The 20,129-nt window shown below is 67.6% G+C and carries 14 protein-coding genes and 7 pseudogenes; 5 read left to right on the top strand and 16 right to left on the bottom strand.

Features of this window, described 5'->3' with window-relative positions; translation table 11 throughout:
- Positions 1 to 208: 208 nt before the first annotated feature.
- The 8 genes and pseudogenes from ACZ562_RS37370 to ACZ562_RS37335 all read right to left on the bottom strand — a co-directional run bounded on the left by ACZ562_RS37370 (position 209) and on the right by ACZ562_RS37335 (position 7,871).
- Positions 209 to 1,639 carry a suppressor of fused domain protein gene (locus tag ACZ562_RS37370; protein ID WP_471188937.1) on the bottom strand — a complete coding sequence of 477 codons (1,431 nt, stop codon included), beginning with the start codon at positions 1,637 to 1,639 and terminating at the stop codon, positions 209 to 211.
- A 205-nt stretch (positions 1,640 to 1,844) separates the two neighbouring features.
- Complete coding sequence (locus ACZ562_RS37365; protein ID WP_471188935.1) at positions 1,845 to 3,233, bottom strand: tryptophanase; 1,389 nt, start codon at positions 3,231 to 3,233, stop codon at positions 1,845 to 1,847.
- A 69-nt stretch (positions 3,234 to 3,302) separates the two neighbouring features.
- On the bottom strand, positions 3,303 to 4,130 hold the full coding sequence (locus tag ACZ562_RS37360; RefSeq protein ID WP_471188933.1) for a helix-turn-helix domain-containing protein: 828 nt from the start codon (positions 4,128 to 4,130) through the stop codon (positions 3,303 to 3,305).
- 156 nt (positions 4,131 to 4,286) lie between these two features.
- A pseudogene (locus tag ACZ562_RS37355) lies at positions 4,287 to 5,026 on the bottom strand (IS630 family transposase); the annotation flags it as partial.
- Positions 5,027 to 5,147: 121 nt separating this feature from the next.
- Positions 5,148 to 5,819 carry a nucleotidyl transferase AbiEii/AbiGii toxin family protein gene (locus ACZ562_RS37350; protein ID WP_471188930.1) on the bottom strand — a complete coding sequence of 224 codons (672 nt, stop codon included), beginning with the start codon at positions 5,817 to 5,819 and terminating at the stop codon, positions 5,148 to 5,150.
- Positions 5,816 to 6,154, bottom strand: a complete 339-nt coding sequence (locus ACZ562_RS37345; RefSeq protein WP_471188962.1) for a hypothetical protein — start codon at positions 6,152 to 6,154, stop codon at positions 5,816 to 5,818. The genes ACZ562_RS37350 and ACZ562_RS37345 overlap by 4 nt, the downstream gene beginning before the upstream one ends.
- Positions 6,060 to 6,568 (bottom strand): annotated as a pseudogene (locus ACZ562_RS37340) (hypothetical protein); the annotation flags it as partial. The pseudogene ACZ562_RS37340 and the gene ACZ562_RS37345, both read right to left, overlap by 95 nt.
- A 271-nt stretch (positions 6,569 to 6,839) precedes the next feature.
- Positions 6,840 to 7,871: a saccharopine dehydrogenase family protein gene (locus ACZ562_RS37335; protein ID WP_471188928.1), complete on the bottom strand. Its 1,032-nt coding sequence runs from the start codon at positions 7,869 to 7,871 to the stop codon at positions 6,840 to 6,842.
- Positions 7,872 to 7,952: 81 nt separating this feature from the next.
- Here ACZ562_RS37335 and ACZ562_RS37330 point away from each other — a divergent pair, with 81 nt between their 5' ends.
- Positions 7,953 to 8,579, top strand: coding sequence for a TetR/AcrR family transcriptional regulator (locus tag ACZ562_RS37330; RefSeq protein WP_471188926.1), 627 nt, complete (start codon positions 7,953 to 7,955; stop codon positions 8,577 to 8,579).
- 429 nt (positions 8,580 to 9,008) lie between these two features.
- Here ACZ562_RS37330 and ACZ562_RS37325 read toward each other — a convergent pair.
- Both ACZ562_RS37325 and ACZ562_RS37320 read right to left on the bottom strand, forming a co-directional pair.
- A pseudogene (locus ACZ562_RS37325) lies at positions 9,009 to 9,295 on the bottom strand (transposase); the annotation flags it as partial.
- Between the two features lie 79 nt (positions 9,296 to 9,374).
- Positions 9,375 to 10,214, bottom strand: a complete 840-nt coding sequence (locus tag ACZ562_RS37320; RefSeq protein ID WP_471188923.1) for a hypothetical protein — start codon at positions 10,212 to 10,214, stop codon at positions 9,375 to 9,377.
- A 265-nt stretch (positions 10,215 to 10,479) separates the two neighbouring features.
- On the opposite strand from ACZ562_RS37320, the gene ACZ562_RS37315 reads away from it, so the two are divergent.
- Positions 10,480 to 11,028 (top strand): hypothetical protein, encoded by a 549-nt coding sequence (locus tag ACZ562_RS37315; protein ID WP_471188921.1) that lies wholly within the window; start codon positions 10,480 to 10,482, stop codon positions 11,026 to 11,028.
- Here ACZ562_RS37315 and ACZ562_RS37310 read toward each other — a convergent pair.
- Together ACZ562_RS37310 and ACZ562_RS37305 are read right to left on the bottom strand one after the other, a co-directional pair.
- Positions 10,985 to 11,776, bottom strand: a complete 792-nt coding sequence (locus ACZ562_RS37310; RefSeq protein ID WP_471188919.1) for an IS5 family transposase — start codon at positions 11,774 to 11,776, stop codon at positions 10,985 to 10,987. The genes ACZ562_RS37315 and ACZ562_RS37310 overlap by 44 nt on opposite strands.
- Before the next feature lie 396 nt (positions 11,777 to 12,172).
- Positions 12,173 to 12,331, bottom strand: a pseudogene (locus ACZ562_RS37305) (transposase); the annotation flags it as partial.
- A 419-nt stretch (positions 12,332 to 12,750) separates the two neighbouring features.
- Here ACZ562_RS37305 and ACZ562_RS37300 point away from each other — a divergent pair.
- Entirely contained in the window at positions 12,751 to 13,215 is a 465-nt protein-coding gene (locus tag ACZ562_RS37300) for a hypothetical protein (protein ID WP_471188917.1), read from the top strand.
- Positions 13,216 to 14,062: 847 nt separating this feature from the next.
- Here ACZ562_RS37300 and ACZ562_RS37295 read toward each other — a convergent pair.
- The 3 genes and pseudogenes from ACZ562_RS37295 to ACZ562_RS37285 all read right to left on the bottom strand — a co-directional run.
- A pseudogene (locus ACZ562_RS37295) lies at positions 14,063 to 14,753 on the bottom strand (IS256 family transposase); the annotation flags it as partial.
- A complete protein-coding gene (locus ACZ562_RS37290) occupies positions 14,754 to 15,047 on the bottom strand; it encodes a DUF3732 domain-containing protein (protein WP_471188915.1) in 294 nt (97 codons plus the stop codon). It lies immediately after the preceding pseudogene.
- A gap of 137 nt (positions 15,048 to 15,184) precedes the next feature.
- Entirely contained in the window at positions 15,185 to 15,319 is a 135-nt protein-coding gene (locus tag ACZ562_RS37285; RefSeq protein ID WP_471188912.1) for a hypothetical protein, read from the bottom strand.
- A 248-nt stretch (positions 15,320 to 15,567) separates the two neighbouring features.
- On the opposite strand from ACZ562_RS37285, the pseudogene ACZ562_RS37280 reads away from it, so the two are divergent.
- A pseudogene (locus tag ACZ562_RS37280) lies at positions 15,568 to 15,729 on the top strand (LacI family transcriptional regulator); the annotation flags it as partial.
- Here the strand turns inward: ACZ562_RS37280 and ACZ562_RS37275 are convergent.
- Positions 15,715 to 17,523 carry a serine/threonine-protein kinase gene (locus tag ACZ562_RS37275; protein ID WP_471188909.1) on the bottom strand — a complete coding sequence of 603 codons (1,809 nt, stop codon included), beginning with the start codon at positions 17,521 to 17,523 and terminating at the stop codon, positions 15,715 to 15,717. The pseudogene ACZ562_RS37280 and the gene ACZ562_RS37275 sit on opposite strands and share 15 nt — an antisense overlap.
- Before the next feature lie 100 nt (positions 17,524 to 17,623).
- Here ACZ562_RS37275 and ACZ562_RS37270 point away from each other — a divergent pair.
- Positions 17,624 to 18,633: pseudogene (locus ACZ562_RS37270) on the top strand (IS701 family transposase); the annotation flags it as partial.
- Positions 18,634 to 20,129: the final 1,496 nt, after the last annotated feature.

Here is a 20,129-nt window from a genome sequence, read left to right as displayed (position 1 = left end):
CGGGCGGCTGTTTCATGAGCGACCACCTATGAAACAGCCGCCAAATCTGCGCCATGATCAACCTCAGGCCAACCACGGTTTTCATTGATCCCCGCGGCCGGGCTCGAACGAGTCAACGTTGGTGTGCGTACTCGATCTGTCCACGGCTATGGGCGACAGGAGTGGAGGCGACCCGTCAGGGCCCCTGTGTAATTCGGCCCCGAGGCCGTCACAGGGCGCTGGGCCGGTCCCGGTCCACGATGTGCAACGGTACGTCTCGCTCGACTCGCTCTAGCACGGCCGCCGCGTTACCGCCCTTGGCTTCGGCGTACTCCGTCTCGGTCAACGCTACGACCTGTAGGAATGTCACCCGGCCGTGTGGGGTTTCCAGCACGGCCAACTGCGGGTCGGCGACGAACGCGAGCGCTGCGAGTTCGGTCGGAGTGCCGGTGTCCTGGTCCGGCCGGTCGTTGAACGTTCCTCGGGCCACATGGATCGTGTGGCCGGGCGCGAACGGCCGCTCTGTGACAACGTACCTGGCCAGTTGCTGCAGCAGCACGGCCGACCAGTTCGGTGGCGCTTCGTCCTGTGGACCCCGGGCCACCCGGATGCTGAACTCAATCCCCCAGCCCGACTCCTCTGGGTCGTCGGTTACCTTCTCATAGAGCTCGGACATGCCGAAGCTTATGAGGTGCCAGTGCGGTCGCGGCTCGTCCCGAGCGTAGATCCGGATCGCGTCCAACGGATCTGGGCCACCGGCTGAGTAGGGCACTTTGGGCGCGTAGGTGCCCACCGGTTCGGTGTCGCCGTAGAGGTCGCGCAGTGCCGTCTCGATTGCTGCCCAGCCGAGTGCCTTCCTGTCCGTGGAGATGGAGATCTCGGCCCCTTCCGGTAGGTCCCTTACCTGTCCGTGGATCTGACCGGCGACGTTGACGCTGACCACGAAGTCGAGGGCGTGGACGTTGTCGACCGTGATAGGACCACCGGCGATCGGCGGGTACTTGAAGTCGTAGATCTGTTTGGCGTCGGGAACGATCCCGGCCCGTTCGGCTTCCTGGACCAGTCCGGCCATCAGATACCGCTCCCGGCCCTCCGGCGTGTCCAGCTCCGCTCGCAGATCCTCGACGCTGTCCCAGCACTGGGTCAGCGTGCCGTGCACGACGCTGAGGAACCAGCAGCCGTCGTCGGACTGGAGAAAGAGGTCCCCGAACGGGGATGCGAAGAGCGGGACCTTGGCTCCGACACCAGCCCACTCCCACGCGTCCAGAGCACCTGCGTACTGCTCCGGCGAAAACTTTCGAATCAGATTCACGGTGAGATCCAACCACGTCCTTGGAGTGGCTCCTGTGGATCTTGTGTGAAGCCGTCCACCACGAAACTGTCGCCGGAGTTCGCCGCCTCCTACCAGCGCATCGCCCGACGCCACGGCCCGCGCGAAGCAGGCCACCGCGTCGACCTCACCCACCACGGTCGCCGGGTTGCAGGGGCATCCGGTGTCGTTGAGGACCTGGCGAGTGTCGTTGTACATCGTGATGAGCACGCTTCCGGCGTACTCCCGTTGGCCCGCCTCCAATTGCGCGAGGTGCTCGACGACTCGGGCGCGGTCGCGGGCGGCGGAGGCGCGCATCAGGTCGAGCGCCCGCCAGGCTGCCTCGTTCATCCGCGGGTCGGTGAGATCGGCGATGTCCCTTATCGCGTCTCCGTGCTCGATCGGTCGTCGGCATCCGTCGGGGTACGGGGGCCGGGCACGGCGGCGGCCAGCCCCAGTTCGAGGCATCACGCGGTCCGGCCTGCATGGTCGCGGAGGCTCGACGGTGGAAGGTCGCTATTGCGGGCGTGGCCGCTGCCGCGCGTAGTGGGGCTGGTCAGATCCAGCGGTAACGGCCGGTGAAGTTGCGCATCACGGGCGGCTCGTAGTCGAAGCGGATGCCGTTGATCTCGGCTGACTTGGCCGCCACCTCGATGAGTGCGTCGGCCACGTAGTCCATGTGGTCGTTGGTGTAGGCGCGGCGTGGTATGGCGAGCCGCAGCAGCTCAAGTGGCGCCTTCTCCTGTAGGCCGGTGTCCGGGTTGCGGCCGAGTAGCAGTGACCCGACCTCTACTGATCTGACGCCCGCCTCCAGGTACAGCGCGCAGGCGAGGGCGTGCCCGGGGAACTGGTCGTAGGCCAGGTGGGGCAGCATGGCCCCGGCGTCGACGAAGACCGCGTGGCCTCCCGTGGGGTACTGAATCGGGATGCCGGCTGAGCGCAGACGCTCACCGAGGTAGGCAACCTGTCCGGTCCGGTAGGCGAGGTAGTCGGGATCGATGGCCTCCTCCAGGCCGATGGCGAGTGCTTCCATGTCGCGGCCCGCCAGCCCTCCGTACGTGATGAAGCCTTCTGTCAGCAGGCAGCGCTGCTGGGCCTTTTGGTACAGCTCGCCGTCCTCGCGGAAGGCGCAGAAGCCGCCGATGTTGACCAGGCCGTCCTTCTTGGCGGATGCGACGGCGATGTCTCCGCATGCCATGGTCTGCGCCACGATGTGGGATATGGCGCTGTCCTTGAACTCCTCCTCGCGGTGCTTGACGAACCAGGCATTCTCGGCGAAGCGTGCGATGTCGAGGATGACTGGAATGCCCAGGTTGCGGCAGTGGGACGAGACCTCGCGCAGGTTGGCGACCGACATGGGCTGGCCGCCGGAGGTGTTGCAGGTGATAGTGGCGATGACGCCGGCCACGTTCGCGGCTCCGTGCTGCTCAATGGCGGAGATGAGCGCCGGAGTGTCGAAGTTTCCTTTCCACGGGTGGTACGTGCCGGTGTCCAGTGCGTCGGGGGTCAGGGTGTTGACGGCCCGCGCACCGGTGAGTTCCACGTGCGCTTTGGTCGTCTCGAAATGGAAGTTGGAGATGAAGACCGGCGAGGGCGACGCGCAGCGCGCGACCAGTTCGGGGAAGAGGATGTTTTCGGCGGCCCGCCCCTGATGCGTGGGAATGGTCAGGGGAAAACCGAGTATCCGGGAGATGGTGCCCTGCAGCCGGTGGAAGCTTCTGCTGCCCGCATACGCCTCGTCGCCGGTGACGAGGCCGCCCCACTGCCGATCGCTCAACGCTCCGGTGCCGCTGTCGGTTAGAAGGTCGATGTAGACGTCGTCGCTGCTGAGGGTGAAGAGGTTGAGGCCTGCGCGGTGCAGTGCCTCCTCGCGGTGGCTCCGCGTCGTCATCCGGATGGGTTCGACGACCTTGATGCGAAACGGTTCCGGCTGGCGCCTGGACATGATGCGTACTCCCAAAAGGGTGGCCCGTAGGGGCGTTGCAAGGGAAAGGAGGGGGATGCCGGCAGACCGTCACCGTTCCCGAACGGCCTGCTGATAGGCGCCGGGCGTGACACCGATGCGCGCTTTGAACGTCCTGATCAGGTGGGCTTGATCACTGAAACCGGTACTCACCGCCACGGTCGACGCCTTCTCGCCACTGCGTAGGAGCTGCTTCGCGGCGATGATGCGCCGATTGACGAGAAAAGCATGCGGCGTGAGTCCCGTCCGGCGGCGGAACGCGCTGATGAGCTGCTGCCGTGGGACTCTCGCCTCATCGATGAGGTCCGAAAGCGTGACTTTGGCGGCGTAGTCGTCGCACAGCAGCGTTACGGCACGATCGATGGGGCCGTCCTCCTGGCCGGCTTCCGCGAAGCGGACGCCCGCATAGCGCGACAGGCAGTATGCGTACGTGGTGAAGAGGCGTTCCTCTGCCTCGAGTATGCATTCACCGCGCCGTGAACTCTCGTGCGCTTTAAGGAACATGGCCGAGCCCACAGGATCGTCCACCACAGGCTCGGTAAAGCGGACCGCCCCGCGCAGGGGAGCCGCTGCGCTCTCATTGGCGATGCGGTGCAGGAGAGGTTCTGACGGATAGCTGGCCCGGTAGGTCAGACCGCTGCCGCGCGCCGAGCCGTCGTGGACCTCGAAGGGGTTACAGAAGATCAACTGCGCCACCCGTGGGCTGTAGGGCCGGCCGCCGATCGAGAGCGCGCCGACGCCGTGGGAGAGTGCCGCGACGATGAAGGTGTCGTGCATGTGGGGGGAGTATCGGTACCCGTCCAGCCGGCCGAGGAGGAACTCGATCCCGCTCGCGGCCGACGTGAAGTAGTCGATCTTGCTGCTGGCTTGCCTTGTCATGCTCTTCCACCGTGCTCAGCGGCTTCCTGCCGACATTCAGGATGCCACTTGCCGACGGTGGAGCATTGAAGAAAATTCCGGTTCGCCCTGGTCACCGCCGCCGAAAATGCCCGACAGCCGTCTACTGAGGTTGAACTCGTGATGTCGTGTCGTTGCTCAGGTGGGTTTGATGGACAGGCCCGTCTCGGCGAGGCAGCCGTCTGTGAGCTCGCTGCGGTACTGGATGTGTCGTAGGCCGCGTCGGATGCGCTGGACGAGGTGTTCGGGGGTGCTGAAGGCGACGTTGGAGAGCCAGCCGCGTCGCAGGAGCGACCAGATCCCTTCCACGGGTTGAGGTCGGGTGCATAGGGCGGCGTGTAAATGGTCAGCCAGTCCCGTGAGGCGGCGAACTCCCGCAGATCGGTGGCCTTGTGGACATTGAGGTTGTCCCAGATGACCACGATCGGGCCGCCGAGCTGCTGGTGTGCGGCGATCAGCAGGTCCCGGTACTCGCGCCAGGAGAAGCTTTTGTGGCCGTCGCGGCGTGCGTCGTCGCGGCGCGGCCGGTAGATCAGCCGGGACCGGTGGCCAGGTCTGTAGCAGGTCAGCGCCGCGATGGAGACCCGTCTGCGGGAACGGCCACGGACCAGCACCTCCGGGGTCCGGCCGCGCTGTGACCAGGTCTTCGCCTGCGGCGGCGTCATGGAGAACCCGGCTTCGTCCTCGAAGACGAGCCAGGCTGGTCCTCCCAGCCGGGCGCTGCCGGGTCCCTTGGCCAGCTCCGCCTCGAGCTGCGTGAACTGCTTCTCGCTCAGTCTCGGCAGCGCCGTCGGCCCCTGCGACCGCAGAGCAGATGGACCGCCCTCTTCCCACGCCCGCCACCGGCGCTGCACCGACCGGATGCTGACGCGTAGGTCGAGTTCAACCTCGAGTAGGCGGCTCAGCTTGGATCGCGGATGTCGAATTCGCTTCCCCGGCCGGAGGCAGGCAGACCGGACGGCTGTCTGAGTCTCAGGCCTGATTGACCAGCCGCTCTTGTCAGACGTCGTTGTCGTCCTCGTTTGTGTCGAGCCGCTGGTTGAGGTCGTTTGCCCATTGCTGGGCCCAGGCCCGCAGGAGCGAGGTCTCGTCCTCGGTGAGTCCGTAGGCGGCGAATTCCTCGTCGTCGTACCACTCGGTGCCGGCGAGACGGTCGTGGAGGTCCTGGAGGCGGAACTCGTCGCGGCCGTGCCGTTCGCCGAGCCGTTCGAGGTCGTTCGTGGTGTGGTGCTCGGCAGCGGCGTGCACGTCGATCAGATCTCTTACGGCGCCTCGGTCGGCCAGGGCGCGGACCTTGGTGCCGATGACGTCGGGGAGAGCGAGCACCAGGCCGTACTCCGTTTCCACGGGCGGTGCCCAGAGGTTCTCCTTGAGGATGTCTACTTCGCAGTCTTCGCCGGATGCGGGGACAGTGGCCACAAGGCGTGCGGAGAGCGGGTCCACGCTGACTACCGTGACGGCCCAGCCACGCTGGATCAGACCGTGCTCGACGGCATGGACGATCTCCGCTATGGGAGCTGGATTCTCGGTGGCGACGTCAAGGTCCTGACTCAGCCGGTCGACCAGCCCATGGGCCTGGACTGCGTATCCACCTGTGATGATCAAGGGGTACGGCGTGCCGATCGCGAGGACGTCGGCCAAGAGCCGGCGGTGGAGCTCACTGAGGTTCACGCGGCGGTCGACGTCCGCCTGGCGAGCGCGGGAAAGGCGTCCTCCCACACCAGGCGGATGTGCCTGCTGATCAGGGTGCGCAGCACGGGCCACTGGGCGACCAGCAGATCCCGGTTGAGCAGGGTGATCAGATCGTCGCGCTGGCCCTCGGCTAGGACGGTGCGGTACAGGCTCATGCGCTGGCGCAGCCGGTCCAGATCGTAGGCGCGAAGGCCTGACCAGGCGATATGCAGCGGGAGCTCAACCCGGCCCTGCGCGGGTCCGGAGAGCTCGTCGAGCGAGGCGGGAAGACGAGCCGTGTACCGCTCCCGCAGAACGTCGGCGGCGGGCGGCAATGAGGTGGGTGAGGACTGCGGAGCCATGCGATCCATTATCCTGCCCAGCCCCGCCCTTGGTAACGGAGACGCGGTATCTGCCGCTTCTCGCCGGGTTTCCGCCCCACCGTGCATGCGGTGGAACTTCCTCGCCCTTCATCAGGAAGGTGTCCGCGGCGAGCTGCGACTGGTCGCCGACGGTGGTGCCGTAGGGGCGAACGCGCTCACGCCGAAGGTCACGCCCGCGGCGATCGTGGCGCGGTCGGACTTCAAGGCTCCGTCCTCCTGCGAGTGGCACTGGATGATCGTCCCGGCGTTGAGGGTACGGCCGTCACCGATGCTGACGAGAGTCCGCTCGGTGATCGAGCAGCCGTCGTCGAAGACCCGGCGGCCGATCCTGACGCCCAGCAGCCGCCAGACCATCGTCTTGAAAGGTCTACGTACATGCGGCCGCCAGAAGGCCGGGCCCGGGCGCCGCCCCTACGGCGGACCGGCCCGGTGACCTCGCGCGAGCCGAATATCCGCGTGCAACCGCGCCCGCGTGAGCCGACGGCCGCAGAAGGGCAGGAGCAGGGACGGCGGTAGTCGGCTTCGGAGATCGGGCAGTAGGCCGAACCAGCACGAAGGCCAGAACACCGATGGTCGCCTGCCGTCCCGCTCCCCGGAGATACACGTGTCCGGTCCGCAGTCGCCCCCGTAGCCGGAGTTATGGCGCCTCGCCGAGGCGTCGCAGGACGACACCGTGTTCCGCCAGCGACTCCGGGAGCGATGCCAGGGCGGGCAGTTGTTCGATGTGATGGACCCCAGCGGGCGGGGTGCCGGTGAGCAGCTCCCTGGTGACGTACGCCGCGACCAGTCCGGAGACGCGGCTTTGTGCACGTCCGCCGAGCACATACGCCGCGTGGCGATCGCCTCGCCAGGCGTCCGCCCGGACGGCGAATCCGTCGCCACCCATGTGGACCCGGCTGAACGTGCCGACCAGGGCCCGCCGTACGCCCTCCCGACGGGCGGCACGCAGCAACCCGGCGCGTCGCAGCCCGAAGAGCGCCGTGGTCAACAGCCACGAGTCGAGGCACAGGCGGGTGGTCACCTGTCCCACTCCGAGCGTGCGGGGCAGCGTGTGCTGGTCGGAGAACGGGAACGAGTGCGCGGTGCGCACCCCGTATCCGGGCACCAGGGTCCGCTCCGGGCGAGCCGACGCGGCTTCGGCCAGACCCGCGACCGTCCAGCGGACCGCGTCGTGGCCGTGCCGCTCGCCGCTCCCCAGCAGCACCGTGAGGTCGATGCGCTCAGCGCCCTGGACGGCTTCGTGTGCCCGACGGGCGAGGAGGTTGGTCAGCCCGGGGGCGACACCGACGCTGAGCACTGCTGTGGCTCCGCCCTGGGCCGCAACGTCATGCAGGTCCGCTACGCCCTCGAGCAACCGCCGGGTGGCTCCGATGTCGACCAGATGGACGCCGCGTTCCAGACAGGCCCGTGCCACGCCGGGGCCGGACGGCTCGACGCACAGCACGACCACGGCCACGTCACCCAGCTCGTCTAGCGTCTGCCGGAAACCGGCCGGATCCGTGACGTCGATGCGCACGCCACCGAGCTGCCGGACCCTGGCCTCGCTGCGTCCCCCGACCACGACCCGGCCGGGAAACCAATCGCCGAGCGCGGACGTCACGGTCGCACCGACGGCTCCGTAGCCACCGACGACCAGGATCCGCCCACCGTGCGGGCCACTCGATTTCACTGGAGTCATGCTCCAATGAACTACACTGTAGTCTCACTACAGTCAAAACCTCGGGAGAACGTGAGCACGAGGAGGACCCCTGTGGCCGCACCCATGACCCGGGCGGAGAAGGCCCGCCGCACCCGGCAACGGATGCTCGACGCCGCTGCTCGGCTCTTCACCAGCAAGGGGTGGGCCGGGACGACCGTCGAGGACATCGCCGGCACCGCGGAAGTCGGGGTGCAGACCGTGTACTTCACCTTCGGCAACAAGCGGACGTTGCTGAGGGAACTGCTGGACACCGCCGTCGCCGGTGACAGCGATCCGGTCGCCACCCTCGACCGCCCCTGGGCGCGCGAGGTCATCGACGAACCCGACCCTGCCGCCCAGCTCGCCCTTCAGGCCGCCGGGGCCCGGCGCGTCCTTGAGCGGGCCGCTCCGATCCTCGAGGTCGTGCGGGGCGCTGCAGCCGCGGATCCGGAACTCGCTGAACTGTGGCGGGTCAACCACGAGCAGCGGCGCACCGTGCAACTCCGTTTCGCCGAGGTACTGGTGACGAAGACCGGCGGATCCCTGCGGCACGGCCACGACGTCGAGTCGGCGGCCGACATCGCATCGACCGTCCTCGGCCCGGAAACCTACGGCCTGCTCGTCGCCTGCCGCGACTGGTCTCCCCCACGGTGGGAGAAGTGGGCCGCGGACGCGCTGGTACGCCAGCTCCTTCCCTGACCGGGGAGCGGCCCATGGTCCACCCTTGCGGGCTCCTGACGTGGCGGACACACCCAAGTGGAACAGCGCTGGGGAAGACGCGGACCAGGCGGGCTCGCAGCCGCTCTGTCCGCTGGCTGGGCCTGCGTGTGAGGCCGTAGCCGGGTATCCGCTCGATGAAACGTACCCGAACGCATCCGGCGTACGGGCATGTGAAGGGGCGGACCCGGAGACAGAGGACATCGCTTCGTCCCCCGCTTACACACGTAGGAGCACTCACCACGGTCGGAACCGCGTCCCGTATCCCGGGCACGTGGCACCCGCTGCGGTACCCCTCACGTCCGTCCGCACCGCTTCGGCGTCCACGTCCACTGACAGCACAGCGACGTCCACGACCGCCGGGGGCAGTAGCTCCTTCAGCTTGAACACGGTCTCTCACACGGCGCCAGGAAGGTTGCGTTCTTCCAGGCCCAGGCGGAAAGCGGCCGCATCACCGTATCCGGCATCCGCCACGACGAGGGAAATGTCGATGCCCACAACCGGGTCTCGTGGATCATGTCCAGGGCCAGCCGCCACTTCTCCACATGTCCCGCCTGTGCGGGAATCCCGCAGCGTCCGCGGCGGGCGACCTTGACCGCATCGGCCTCCGGCGAGGCGGGATCCCAGGATGCGGGCAGGAACAGCCGCCAGTTGAGGGCCGCGGAGGCACGGTCATCGGCCAGGTGGCTCCCGCCACCTTGCGGTGATCTCGCCCGCCGGAACGGGTGCTCATCACTAACCTGGCCCTACGCATGCGAGCAGCAGGTTCAGCGGCATCTACTTGATTCTGAAGATCGCCGAGGACGCCTGCCCCTCGCCGAACTCCCATCCGGCTATCGCCTCGTAACCGGGCTGGGCGGCGATCCGGTTGAAGTAGTCGCCGGCCGGGTACTGGCCGGGGCCGAGGTAGTACGCGCCGTCGCGGCAGGCGTCCTCCTCTGTCAGAGACAGCATCCGGAGGTGGTCGCGCAACCGGTCGTTTGGGATCCGGCTCAGGTTCTCGTCCCACTCCGGCTCGACCTCAACCTCGTCCTGAAACCCGACGAGGCTGTCTGGGCCACCCATGGTCCATGTGGCAGCACGCATCGCGTCGAACAATGTTCCGTCGGTGCCGATCCGCAGAAACAGTGTCGCCATTCCGATCAGCTCGTTGTTGTCGATCTCGTCCAGTACCCCGCCGTGCGCGGCCAATACACGTGCGAAGTCCGCACCGGACACAGCCCGCTCCGGGTACGGAACTCCGGTAGCGGCCGAGACTGCCCGCAGCGCCCTGCCGATCGCCTGGCCAAACCCTCCGTCGGCACCAAGTGCCTCCTCCGTGAGCAGCCACGTCGACCGTCCGAGATCTAGAGACCACCGGTCCCGGTCGAACGGGACACCGTCCTCGCGCTGTGAGCCACCAGCGACCAGCCCGCCACGCGCGACCGCATCCAAGTCCACCCCACCGCTGACGAGACTCCTAAAGATGTCGTACTGCATCAGGTCATCCCAGTAGTAGAACGCGTACTCGTTCTTCATGGGGAACTCGTCAAGCGGCTTGCCCAACAAGACCTCGAAGGCGTTCGCCAGCTCACGCTTCCACGCCTCAAGGTCAGCGATCGGATCGGGCACAGACATCACAGGTACTCCTCGTGCGACATACATTCCGGGACTAACCAGCCTGTCTAGCGGGCCTGAGGGTTGCCTGCATCAGTGCAACTACGTACTGCCTACCACTTCTTCACCCACCGAGTGCCTTCGCCAAGCGCAAGAACAAGGGCCCGAGAACCTCAGACGCTGTTGTCTTTCCGGACTTGAGGACTGCGTTTTCGCTGGTCGGGCAGAGCGGGTGTTCCCGTGGGAGTGGTGGCGTGTCGTGTCGTCGCTCCGGTGGAGGCCGTGGATGCCGTCGGTCGTGGGGTTGCTGGAACAGCGTGAGGTCGCCGCCCGCCGTCGCGTGGATGGGCCGAGGGAGGAGGCCGACCGTATCCAGGCCGAGCTGGCCGTGGCCGAGCGGGAATGGCAGGAGTGGGCCATCGCCCGCTCGCGGGTCGGCGAGGTGCTGGCCCCCGTGGACGAGCTCGGGCATAGCCACGCCCAGGCCGTTGGGACAGCACCGGCCATGGGGCAGGCCGAGGAGACATCGTCAGCGCCGACCGCGGCGAAGTCGAAGTCGCAGGTGCCGGTGTGGCGTGAGGGGCTGGCCTGGTCGGTGCTGTCGGTGGATTACCAGCGCATGCTGGAAGTGCTTGCGGACCGGGCCCGGCTCCATCAAGGGCCGCTGACCTGCCAGGAGATGGCCGCGGTGTTCGGCATGGACGTGGTGCCGGCGCGGGTGGAGGCGCTGCGGTCGAAGGCGAAACGTCTGGTCGCGCGGGGCTGGCTGGCCGAGCAGCAGCCGGGCCGGTTCACGCTCGTGCAGGGTGTGGCCGGGCCAGGCGGCGGGACATGAGCAGGGTCATCGACCAGTAGATCATCGCTTCGGCGCTGGTGGTGCGGCGTTCGTAGTCGCGTGCCAGGCGGCGGGTGCGCATCAGGTGGGCGAAGAGGCGCTCGACGATCCACCGCTTGGGCAGGACCACGAAGCCGCGCATGTCGTCGCTGCGTTTGACGATCGTCAGGACCCGGGCGAGCACGGTGAGGCAGTAGGTGACGAGGCTGCCGGTGTAGCCGCCGTCGGCCCAGACCAGCTCCAACCGGTGGTGTGCGTCGGCGACTTGCCGCAGAAGCACGTGGGCGGGGGTGCGGTCGCCGACATCCGCGGCGGTGACCATCACGCCCGGCAGCAGGCCGAGCGTGTCGACCACGACGTGCCGCTTGCGGCCGTTGATCAGCTTGCCGCCGTCGAAGCCGCGGCTGTCCGCGCCGACGACCGCGTCCGCCTTGACTGACTGCGAGTCGATCACCCCAGCCGTCGGCTCCACGTCGCGGCCCAGCTTCTCGCGGACCATGGCGCGCAGCCGGTCGTGGAACTCCTTGACCGGCAGGTGGTCGCGCCAGCGGCGGAAGAACGCGTAGACCCGGTCCCACGGCGGGAAGTCCGTCGGTATCGCCCGCCACTTGATGCCATTGTCGACCAGGTAGCGGATTGCATCGAGTATCGCCCGGTGGCAGTACGCCTCCGGCTGTCCGCCCCGGCCGCTCAGCCAGCCGGGCACCGGCAGCAGCGGCCGGACCACGGCCCACTCCGCGTCCGTCATGTCCGAGGGATAGCGCCGAACACGTTCCGGGTGATCGGCCGCGTCTCCGAACCGGTGAGCGACACAATCACACGACGGTGCAACCGAGTTGAACTCCACCGGCGTGAGCACGTAGAACTGCGGCAACAGGGTCTCCTGGATCTCGGTTGGCTTCGCAACCCCGAGCTGCAAAGAGGCCCTGCCTTCATGCCCGCAGTCGGCGGCAACCACCCGATCGAGACTCCCGTTCGACGCGCACCCCTCAAGATCGGAACGACAACAGCTACTCGGTTTCACTGGCAGAGACAGCTCGGGTTACCTGATCACCTCCTGGGCGCCAAGCTTGATGAAAGCCAGATATGACAGAATGTGCAAGGCATTACAGATCGTTACAGATCACCGGATCTGACACAGGCACTCACCCAGACGGGCCGCCATCGGCTCCACCGACTTACGCCGCCCCTCCAGCAGCAGCCCGCGCACATACGCCTGCCCCCACCGCCGCTGACCCGCACGGAAGAACCCGTCGGACAACTCCGCCGTGAACGCCTCCAAGTCCTCCCGGACCGAGGCCATCTCCTCAGGTGTCACACCAACTCAACGGCACCCACCCGCAAACAAACGCGCCACCCACGAATGAAGCTGACCGAGCCCTACCAGCGGGTGGGGCGGTCCGGTCAGACGCCTCTGGCGCCTCCCGTAGGCTCCTGGCATGTCCTACGGGGTGGATGCGCGGGAACTGTACGAAGCCCTGGCGTCGTACGAGGGGGTGGAGCCGTACGAGACGATCGTCGTGCCGTGGCTTGATCGGGCCCCGGACGGCTACCGCGCCTGGCTGGCCACGGCGGCCGAAGACGGCTCATGGTGGGCCGAGAAGGAAACGGAGCCCGACGGCCAGGAACTCGTGTGGGAGCTCTACGCCCTGCACCGGGTCAGCGACCGACTGCTGCTCCCAGCCTCCCTCCGACGAGCCCGTCTCCCCGAACCCGAGGCCCTTGCTCTCGGAGCGCGAGTACCTCGACGTGTTCACCTCGCTCGGCATGACGCCGTTCGAGGACGGCGACGCATTCGACCCGTTCCTCCACGAGATCGTCGAGGTCGAACAGGCCGACGACCCGCACGCGCCGATCGAGATCACCGAGGTCCTCTGGCCCGGCCTGATGCTGGGCCAGCTGCTGTTCAACCGGGCCGGCGTGCGGATCCGCGCCGGCGTCGAGCACGCGCAGCGCGGCGTCGCGGACCGCTCGCCGCTGTACTGGACCTTCCGGCGCCGCCACCGGCCAACGGTCGACCTGTCCCAGGGCTGGGGCAGCAATTCCCAGTGGCGCACCGACTTCCGCCTCGACTACCGACCCCGGCCGGCGATCGGCTCAATGTGGCGGGGGATCGCACGATCGACGGCAGGGCCGACCTGCACCCCGACCACCCGAAGAATCTCAGCCGCGAGGAGAGGCTCCTGACGCCCTGCGAGCGGCGCGGGCTGTTGCGCCACCGCTGCCTCCTGCGCGCGCCCGAGGCCGCCGACGCCCTGGCCGGATCGCCCGGCTGGGAGCGGCATCTGATGCCCTTCGACCGGCGGCTTCCGGACTCCGAGGCCTGACCCCGGGGCGGCCGGTAGTCGGGGGACGGGGATGGCCGGACCGGCCTGCGCCGCCCGTCCAATGGCATCGGGGAGACCTCCTGCGGAACTCCAGCTCCACAGGAGTTCGTTGAGGGGCGCTGATCAGGTGGCCAGTGCCGTGAGGTAGAGGTCGCCCGTGCAGTCGAGGGCTTCCTCTGGAGAGCCCGACGGGTAGTCCGCTGAGCAGGATGGTGTCCTTGTAGCTGTCGTTGCTGGCCTGGTAGAGCGCGAAGCCCCAGGTGTGCAGCACGCCGGTGAAGCGCAGGCGAGACAGCGGAGGCTGTGCCCGCTGGGCATTCGGCTGCGAGAGCGGCGGCTGTACCCAGAGCAGCCGCCCTCCTGCCAGCACCTGTCTGGCGGAGGCAGAGGTGTTCGGTGAGAAGGCGCAGACTGGTTTCGTCGTGGAAGCCAATGAGCATTGGCGGACCGGTCGACATCCGTAACCCACCTTGTCGGACCTTGCCGATACCTCCTCATCGCAAGGCTCAGGAGCAGGCCTCGGCAGCGGGGACAGTACCCCGAGCCAGAGCAACCCTCCTGGGACCCGGAGTCCGTCCAGTACACCGAGTGAGGCCAACGGCGGTACGGACAACGGCGGCACCGGCAATGGCGGCATTTTCGGCGAGCCGGCAGGCTGACCCGGCCACGGGTCTGTCCAGCCAACGGAGTAACCCGGGTGGTGTGCGTTAGCGGCGGCCGATGGAGAGTCGGCCGTCGAAGGCGATGTCGAAGGCCTGGAGGGCGGGCTTCCATCGCAGGGTCCAGCGTTTGCGTCCCTGTCCGGTGGGGTCGAGGCTCATGATGGCCATGTAGACGCATTTGAGGGCTGCGGCCTCGTTCGGGAAATGCCCACGGGCGCGGGCGGCCTTGCAAATGCGCGCGTTGACGCTCTCGATCGCGTTGGTGGTACAGACGACGCGGCGGATCTCGGTGTCGAACTGGAGGAAGGGCACGAACTCGGCCCAGGCGTTCTCCCAAAGCCGAACTATCGCCGGGTACTTGGTGCCCCACTCTTCCTGCAACTCAAGGAACCGGTCTTCCACCGCGCTCGCGGTCGGGGCCGTGTAGACAGGCTTGAGCGCGCGGGAGATCTTGCCTCAGTCCTGGCGGCCCGCGTAGCGGAACGACGCCCGGATCAAGTGGACGACACACGTCTGGGTGACCGCCTGGGGCCAGACCGCCGAGATGGAGTCGGGCAGGCCCTTGAGGTCGTCGCAGACGACCATGCACACGTCCTCGACTCCGCGGTTCTTGCGGTCAGGACCTGGAGCCAGTACTTCGCACCCTCACCGCCGTCGCCCGGCCCACAGGCCGAGAATGTCGCGTGTGCCGTCCACCGTGACCCGCCAGGGCGACGTAGATGGGCCGGTTCGCCACCTACCCGTAGCTCGGGCGCTCGTGCAGGGCCAGGTGCGCCACGAGGTGGTACCCGATCCAGTTCTTCGCGCTACCGATGCGGGTGAGGGGGATACGACTGGTTTCAGTGCGCAGGAAGACGTTGAGGAGAGACAGGCCAATGCGGACTTCTTCAGCCTCGTCTGCAGGCTCGAGATCCAGCTCGCGGGCCCAGTCCGTCATGTCCAGCGCGGCGCGGCTGAGGCGGCTTTCCGTTTCCGCTCTCACGTCGTTGGCATCGACCAGTTCCTGCAGTTCTGCGATCCGGTCCTGCATACGAGCTGCCCGGCGGCGCAGCGATCCAGGTTCGTCTGCCGACTGTGACGTAGTCCGTTGCAGTTCCTGGAGAATGCGCCCTTGCACCTGCGCCTGCCGCGCGTGCTGATCATTGATCTCCTGGTGACGGCGGTTATTTAACTGCCCGGCCTTGGGTCAGGCCCGGGGAGGCCGGGGAGGTGGGGTTGGACGCCGCGGGTGATCTGGACGGTGGGCGGGTCGGTGACGCTGCCGATGCGCACGATGAGTTCGCCGAGAGGGTAGAAGATCATGCGGCCGGTGCACACAGCGGCTGCGAGCGGGCCAGCCGCCAAGTGCAGCACCCGAGCACCTGATCGCGTACGAACAGGGGACGTCACCGACAGACGGCGGCGCACCGCCCTCGCGTCCGGTCGACGCGGGCGTGCGCGATCGCCGATGGAGCGCCTGGTGGGATACGCCCGCTGGGACGCCGATGCCATACGCGACGAGGCCCGCGACTACGTCGTCGAACACCTCGGCTTGAAGTCGCCGATCTGTGCTCACGGGCATCGCCCAGGACGCCGCGGCCCTCGGCCGCACCGCCTCGGACCGTCTGTTCCGCCGACTCGACGGCACGGACGGCGAGCCCACGCAGGTAACGCTGGAGACAGTGCCGATCCCGCGCGGCTCTGGCGAGATCCCGCCGTCAGCAGGTCGGTAGACCTGACAAGGGCTCGTCGCTTTCGCTGCCCTCGATGTAGACGTCGCTCACGAAGACGTTGGTGTTGCCGCTGTCGTCGTCGGTTTTCGCCCACCACATACTGGTCACCCCTCCGTCCGTCTCACGGCGGCCCTGGAGTTGCTGGCAGTAGAAGTCGTGCCGGCCGAAGCGCATCACGCCCTTCTCGGTGCCGGACGCCGTGTACGACTTCGCTTCGCGCCAGACCATGCAGCTGTACTTGCCGCCGCCGATCGAGTCGCAGTCGGGCATCGGGTCGGAGTCGGAGCCTCCGCCAGTGCTGGAACCGCCGCTCGGGGCGGCGGTCTCGCCGCCGCCCGAGGTGCTGGAACTGCCGGTCGACCCGCCACCGGTTGTGCCTGACGATCCGCCGGAGGCAGAGCTCCCGCCCGTGGTCCCACCAGAGTCCGACGCTCCCGGTCCCCCACCGGGCGCGAGTGGCTTGGCGGACTGCGGGGGCGACGCTTTTACGTTCAGATCCGTGGGCTTGGTGCTCGGGCTCTCCTTCTTCCCCTCTTGCCCTCTCGCACCAGGAGCTGTCGGCGGGCTCGAATTCACATCAAGCGCGCTGGCGTTGCCGCCCGCGCGCTCCGTATCGTCAGCCTCGCCCCAGTCGAGGAGGGCGTATGTCACGCCCCCTCCGGCGAGTAGGACGCCGACGACACCGGCCGCGACGAGCATCCTCACGCGACCGCGACCGCGACCGCGACCGCGACCGCGACCGCGTCCCCGGCCACTCGACGCGGGCTCCGGAGCAGGAGCGGCTGCGGGGGCCGGGTCAGGCATGTCGACGGACTGCGCCGCTGAAGCCTGCGGTACGGCCGGGCCGAAGCCCTCCGGCCGGTGGGGCCCGGCGTTGGGCACGACCGGCACACCGGTCGCCGGATCCGGCAGGGGCGGCTTCGCCCCACCGAGCGGCACGGACGAGACGGTGGGGTCCTTCCCGGCCGCCACGGCGGTCAGCAGCCGCGCCGCGGTGTCCGCGTCGGGACGCTGCGCCGGGTCCTTGTGCATCAACTGCCGCAGTACGGGACCGAGGGCGCCATGCCGATCATGCTCGGGCAGCGGCTCCACGACAATTGCCTGGAACGTCGACCAGGCGGAGGTGCGGCGGAACGGCGCCGAGCCTTCGACCGCCTCGTACAGCGTGGCGCCCAGCGCCCAGACATCGGACGCGGGCCCCGGCTTCTGGCCCTGGGCCCGCTCGGGAGCCAAGTAGTCCAGCGAGCCGACCACTTCGCGACTGCGCGTCAGATGGGTGGGGGAGCCGTCGGCCGGGTCGTCCATCACCGCGATGCCGAAGTCCGTGAGGACGACCCGGCCACCACGGTCCAACAGCACATTGCCGGGCTTGACGTCGCGGTGTAGGACGCCGACCCGATGGGCCGCGCCCAGGGCCTCCATCACCTTGGCACCGATGCTGGCTGCTTCGCGTGCGTCGATGACCTTCCGCTCGGCGAGCACGTCGTCCAGCGAAGGGCCGTCGATGAGCTCCATCACGATAACCGGGCGACCCTCGTGCTCGGTGACGTCATGGACTGCGATGACGGCCGGGTGCCGTATGCGTGCGGCGGCGCGGGCCTCGCGCTGCATCCGCACCTTGAGGTCGGCGAGCTCCTGGCCCGACGAATCCGTGAAGGAACGCAGCTCCTTGACGGCGACCTCGCGGCCGAGCACCTCGTCCAAGGCGCGCCAGACTATGCCCATGCCGCCACGGCCGAGCTGCTCAATCACCCGGTACCGGCCAGCGAGCAGCCCGTTCTCCCCTGACGTCACCGCTGCTCCGATCCCTGTTTGCGACTGATGTTCGTCCACACACTAGTACTGCAACGGTACTTGCCGTGACTGCTGGCCGGGCTCAGTCGTTGGTGTGGTTATGGGTGGGGACCTTGCTGGTGTCAGGTTGCGGGCGGGTGAACTGGGTGCTCTGCATGGGCGGTTCGTTGCACAGGTTCAACCGGGAGGGGCCGCGTCAGTTCGGCGCTGGCCTACTTGCGGGGGCTGGTTGCGCCGCTGCAGCGCAAGAACGGCTGGACGCTGGCGGAGGAAGCCGGGCACACGGGCCCCGATCGCATCCACCGGCTGCTGAACCGGATCGAGTGGGACGCCGACAAGGTCCTGAACGGCGTACGTGACTACGTCGTCGAACACCTCGGAGATCGCGAGGCTGTCCTGATCGTCGATGACACCCGGCTTCCTGAAGAAGGGCACCCGTTCGGCCGGCGTGCAGTACTCCGGCACCGCAAGACGCACCGAGAACTGCCAGATCGGTGTGTTCCTCGCCTACGCCACCAGCCGCGGACGCACGCTGATCGACCGGCGGCTGTATCTGCCCACCTCCTGGACGGACGACCGCGAGTGCTGCCTTCGGGCGGGTATCGACGACACGGTCGGTTTTGAGACGAAGGTGGCGATGGCCAAGGCGATGGTCCGCCGGGCCATCGCCGACCGGATCCCGTTCGGCTGGGTGACGGTGGACGCCGCGTACGGCTACAGCAAGGGCTGGCGGTTCGAGCTGGAGCAGGCCGACGTCTTCCACGTCATGGCCACCACCCGGCACGACACCGTCGTCACCCGCTGGTCCATCGACCACCCCGTGCACGAGCTGTTTCCCGGCCTGCCACGGCAGAAGTGGAAACGCCGCTCCGGCGGTGAAGGAGCCCACGGTCGACGGATCTTCGACTGGGCCCGCGTCGAAGTGAGGCCCTGGCACCGGGAGGACCATCGGCACTGGGTCCTCGCCCGCCGCAGCGTGAGCAGGCCCGAGGAAATCTCCTACTACATCGCCTACTGTCCGGCCGACACCACGCTGGACGAGCTGATCCGCATCGCGGGCAGCCGATGGGCCGTTGAGGAAGGCTTCCGACCGCGAAGCAGGAATGCGGCCGGCCCTCGCCGGCGAGGCCCGATGCGGACCTCGGCGCAGAGGTCGGCCGCCCCGACGTCAAGCGGCGGGACGGCCGACTGCCGTTGTGCACCACCCGCTTCGTAGTGCGGGCCGCCCGGCAGTGCCCAGCCGGGAAACCCATCTCCTATCCCTTATCGCCCGGTTCCCGGTATGCGCCACACAAATGGCCACATAAACATGAACTCAATTGGCCATTGGTCCGACATGCGGAGGGAGCCTAACTTCCCCGTGTGCGACGTAACGTGAGAGCGCTCGTCTCTTTGGGCCCGTAGAGAAGGACGGCTCAAGACCAAGCATGGGCTCTGCACACGACGCATCTCGCAACACTGGGAACACCTCCGTCGGAGGTACAGAGCACGGGGCGTATCGGGCGACATGACTAACATCCCTGCGGACCTCACCACGTTTGTCGGCCGCAGCGACGAAGTAGCTGAAGTCAGACGTCTGCTCTCAACATCGCGACTGGTGACCTTGGCAGGGGCCGGCGGCGCAGCCAAAACACGCCTGGCGCTGCGTGTGGCCACGAAAGCCGCTCGAGCATTCCCCGATGGTGTCTACGTTGCAGAGCTGCCCAACCTGCGGGATCCAGGGTTGTTGGCACAGAGCCTGGCCCACGTCTTCAATCGTCAGACCCAGTCAGGCCGCCTCCCGATCGAGGCGGTCACTGACCACCTGCGCAACCGATGCATCCTGCTGATACTGGACAACTGCGACGCAGAGGCCTGTGCCCGAACCATCAACCTCCTGCTACGAGCAGACCCCTCCCTGCGCATCCTGACCACTGGCCGGCATGGACTGGGAGTAAATGGGGAACAGACTTTGCCGATGCCACCTCATCGGTCCCCCGGCCCCCGATCATCATCCGCTGCTGAGGGAGCTGCTCCAGTTCCCGTCGGTTGTCGTGTTCAAGCAGCGCGCTTCGGCCGTACTGCCCGGTTTCACCGTCACGCAGGACAACGCAGAGACCGTAGGCGACTGGTACACCAGCTGGACGGGCTGCCGCCTGCCATCGAACTTGCCGTCGCCTGGCTGCCCACAATCACCCTCCAAGAACTGCTGGCGCGATGGGTGAATCGCTTCACGCTGTTGACATCCGGCAGCCGCGCGGCCCTACCCCGCCAGCGCACCCTGCGAGCCTTGATGGACTGGAGCCACGCGCTCTGCTCGGACCACGAACGCACACTGCGGACAAAGGTATCCCTGTTCTCTTGCGGTTTCGACCCCGCCGCTACCTCCCATCCGATGGTGCATGTCATCGCCTGCGGAACCTGGAGGGCGGTGTGATTGCTACCTCGTCGTGCAACGTTTCGAGCATCTGACCAAGACGCTACTTCCCATAACACCGTCCCGGATATCGGTACGGATCCTCCCGCCGACGTCACCCCGAACAGGGCACCGTCAGCCCACCTCGTCGGCTCTACCCCAGAACGGAATACCACGATGCCCTCTTCCTCTCGTCCGGCCTTCTCACGAC

Source organism: Streptomyces sp. NPDC040410 (assembly GCF_055595715.1).
Note: the sequence above shows the minus strand (reverse complement) of the source record. Positions and strands in the feature narration are given on the sequence as shown.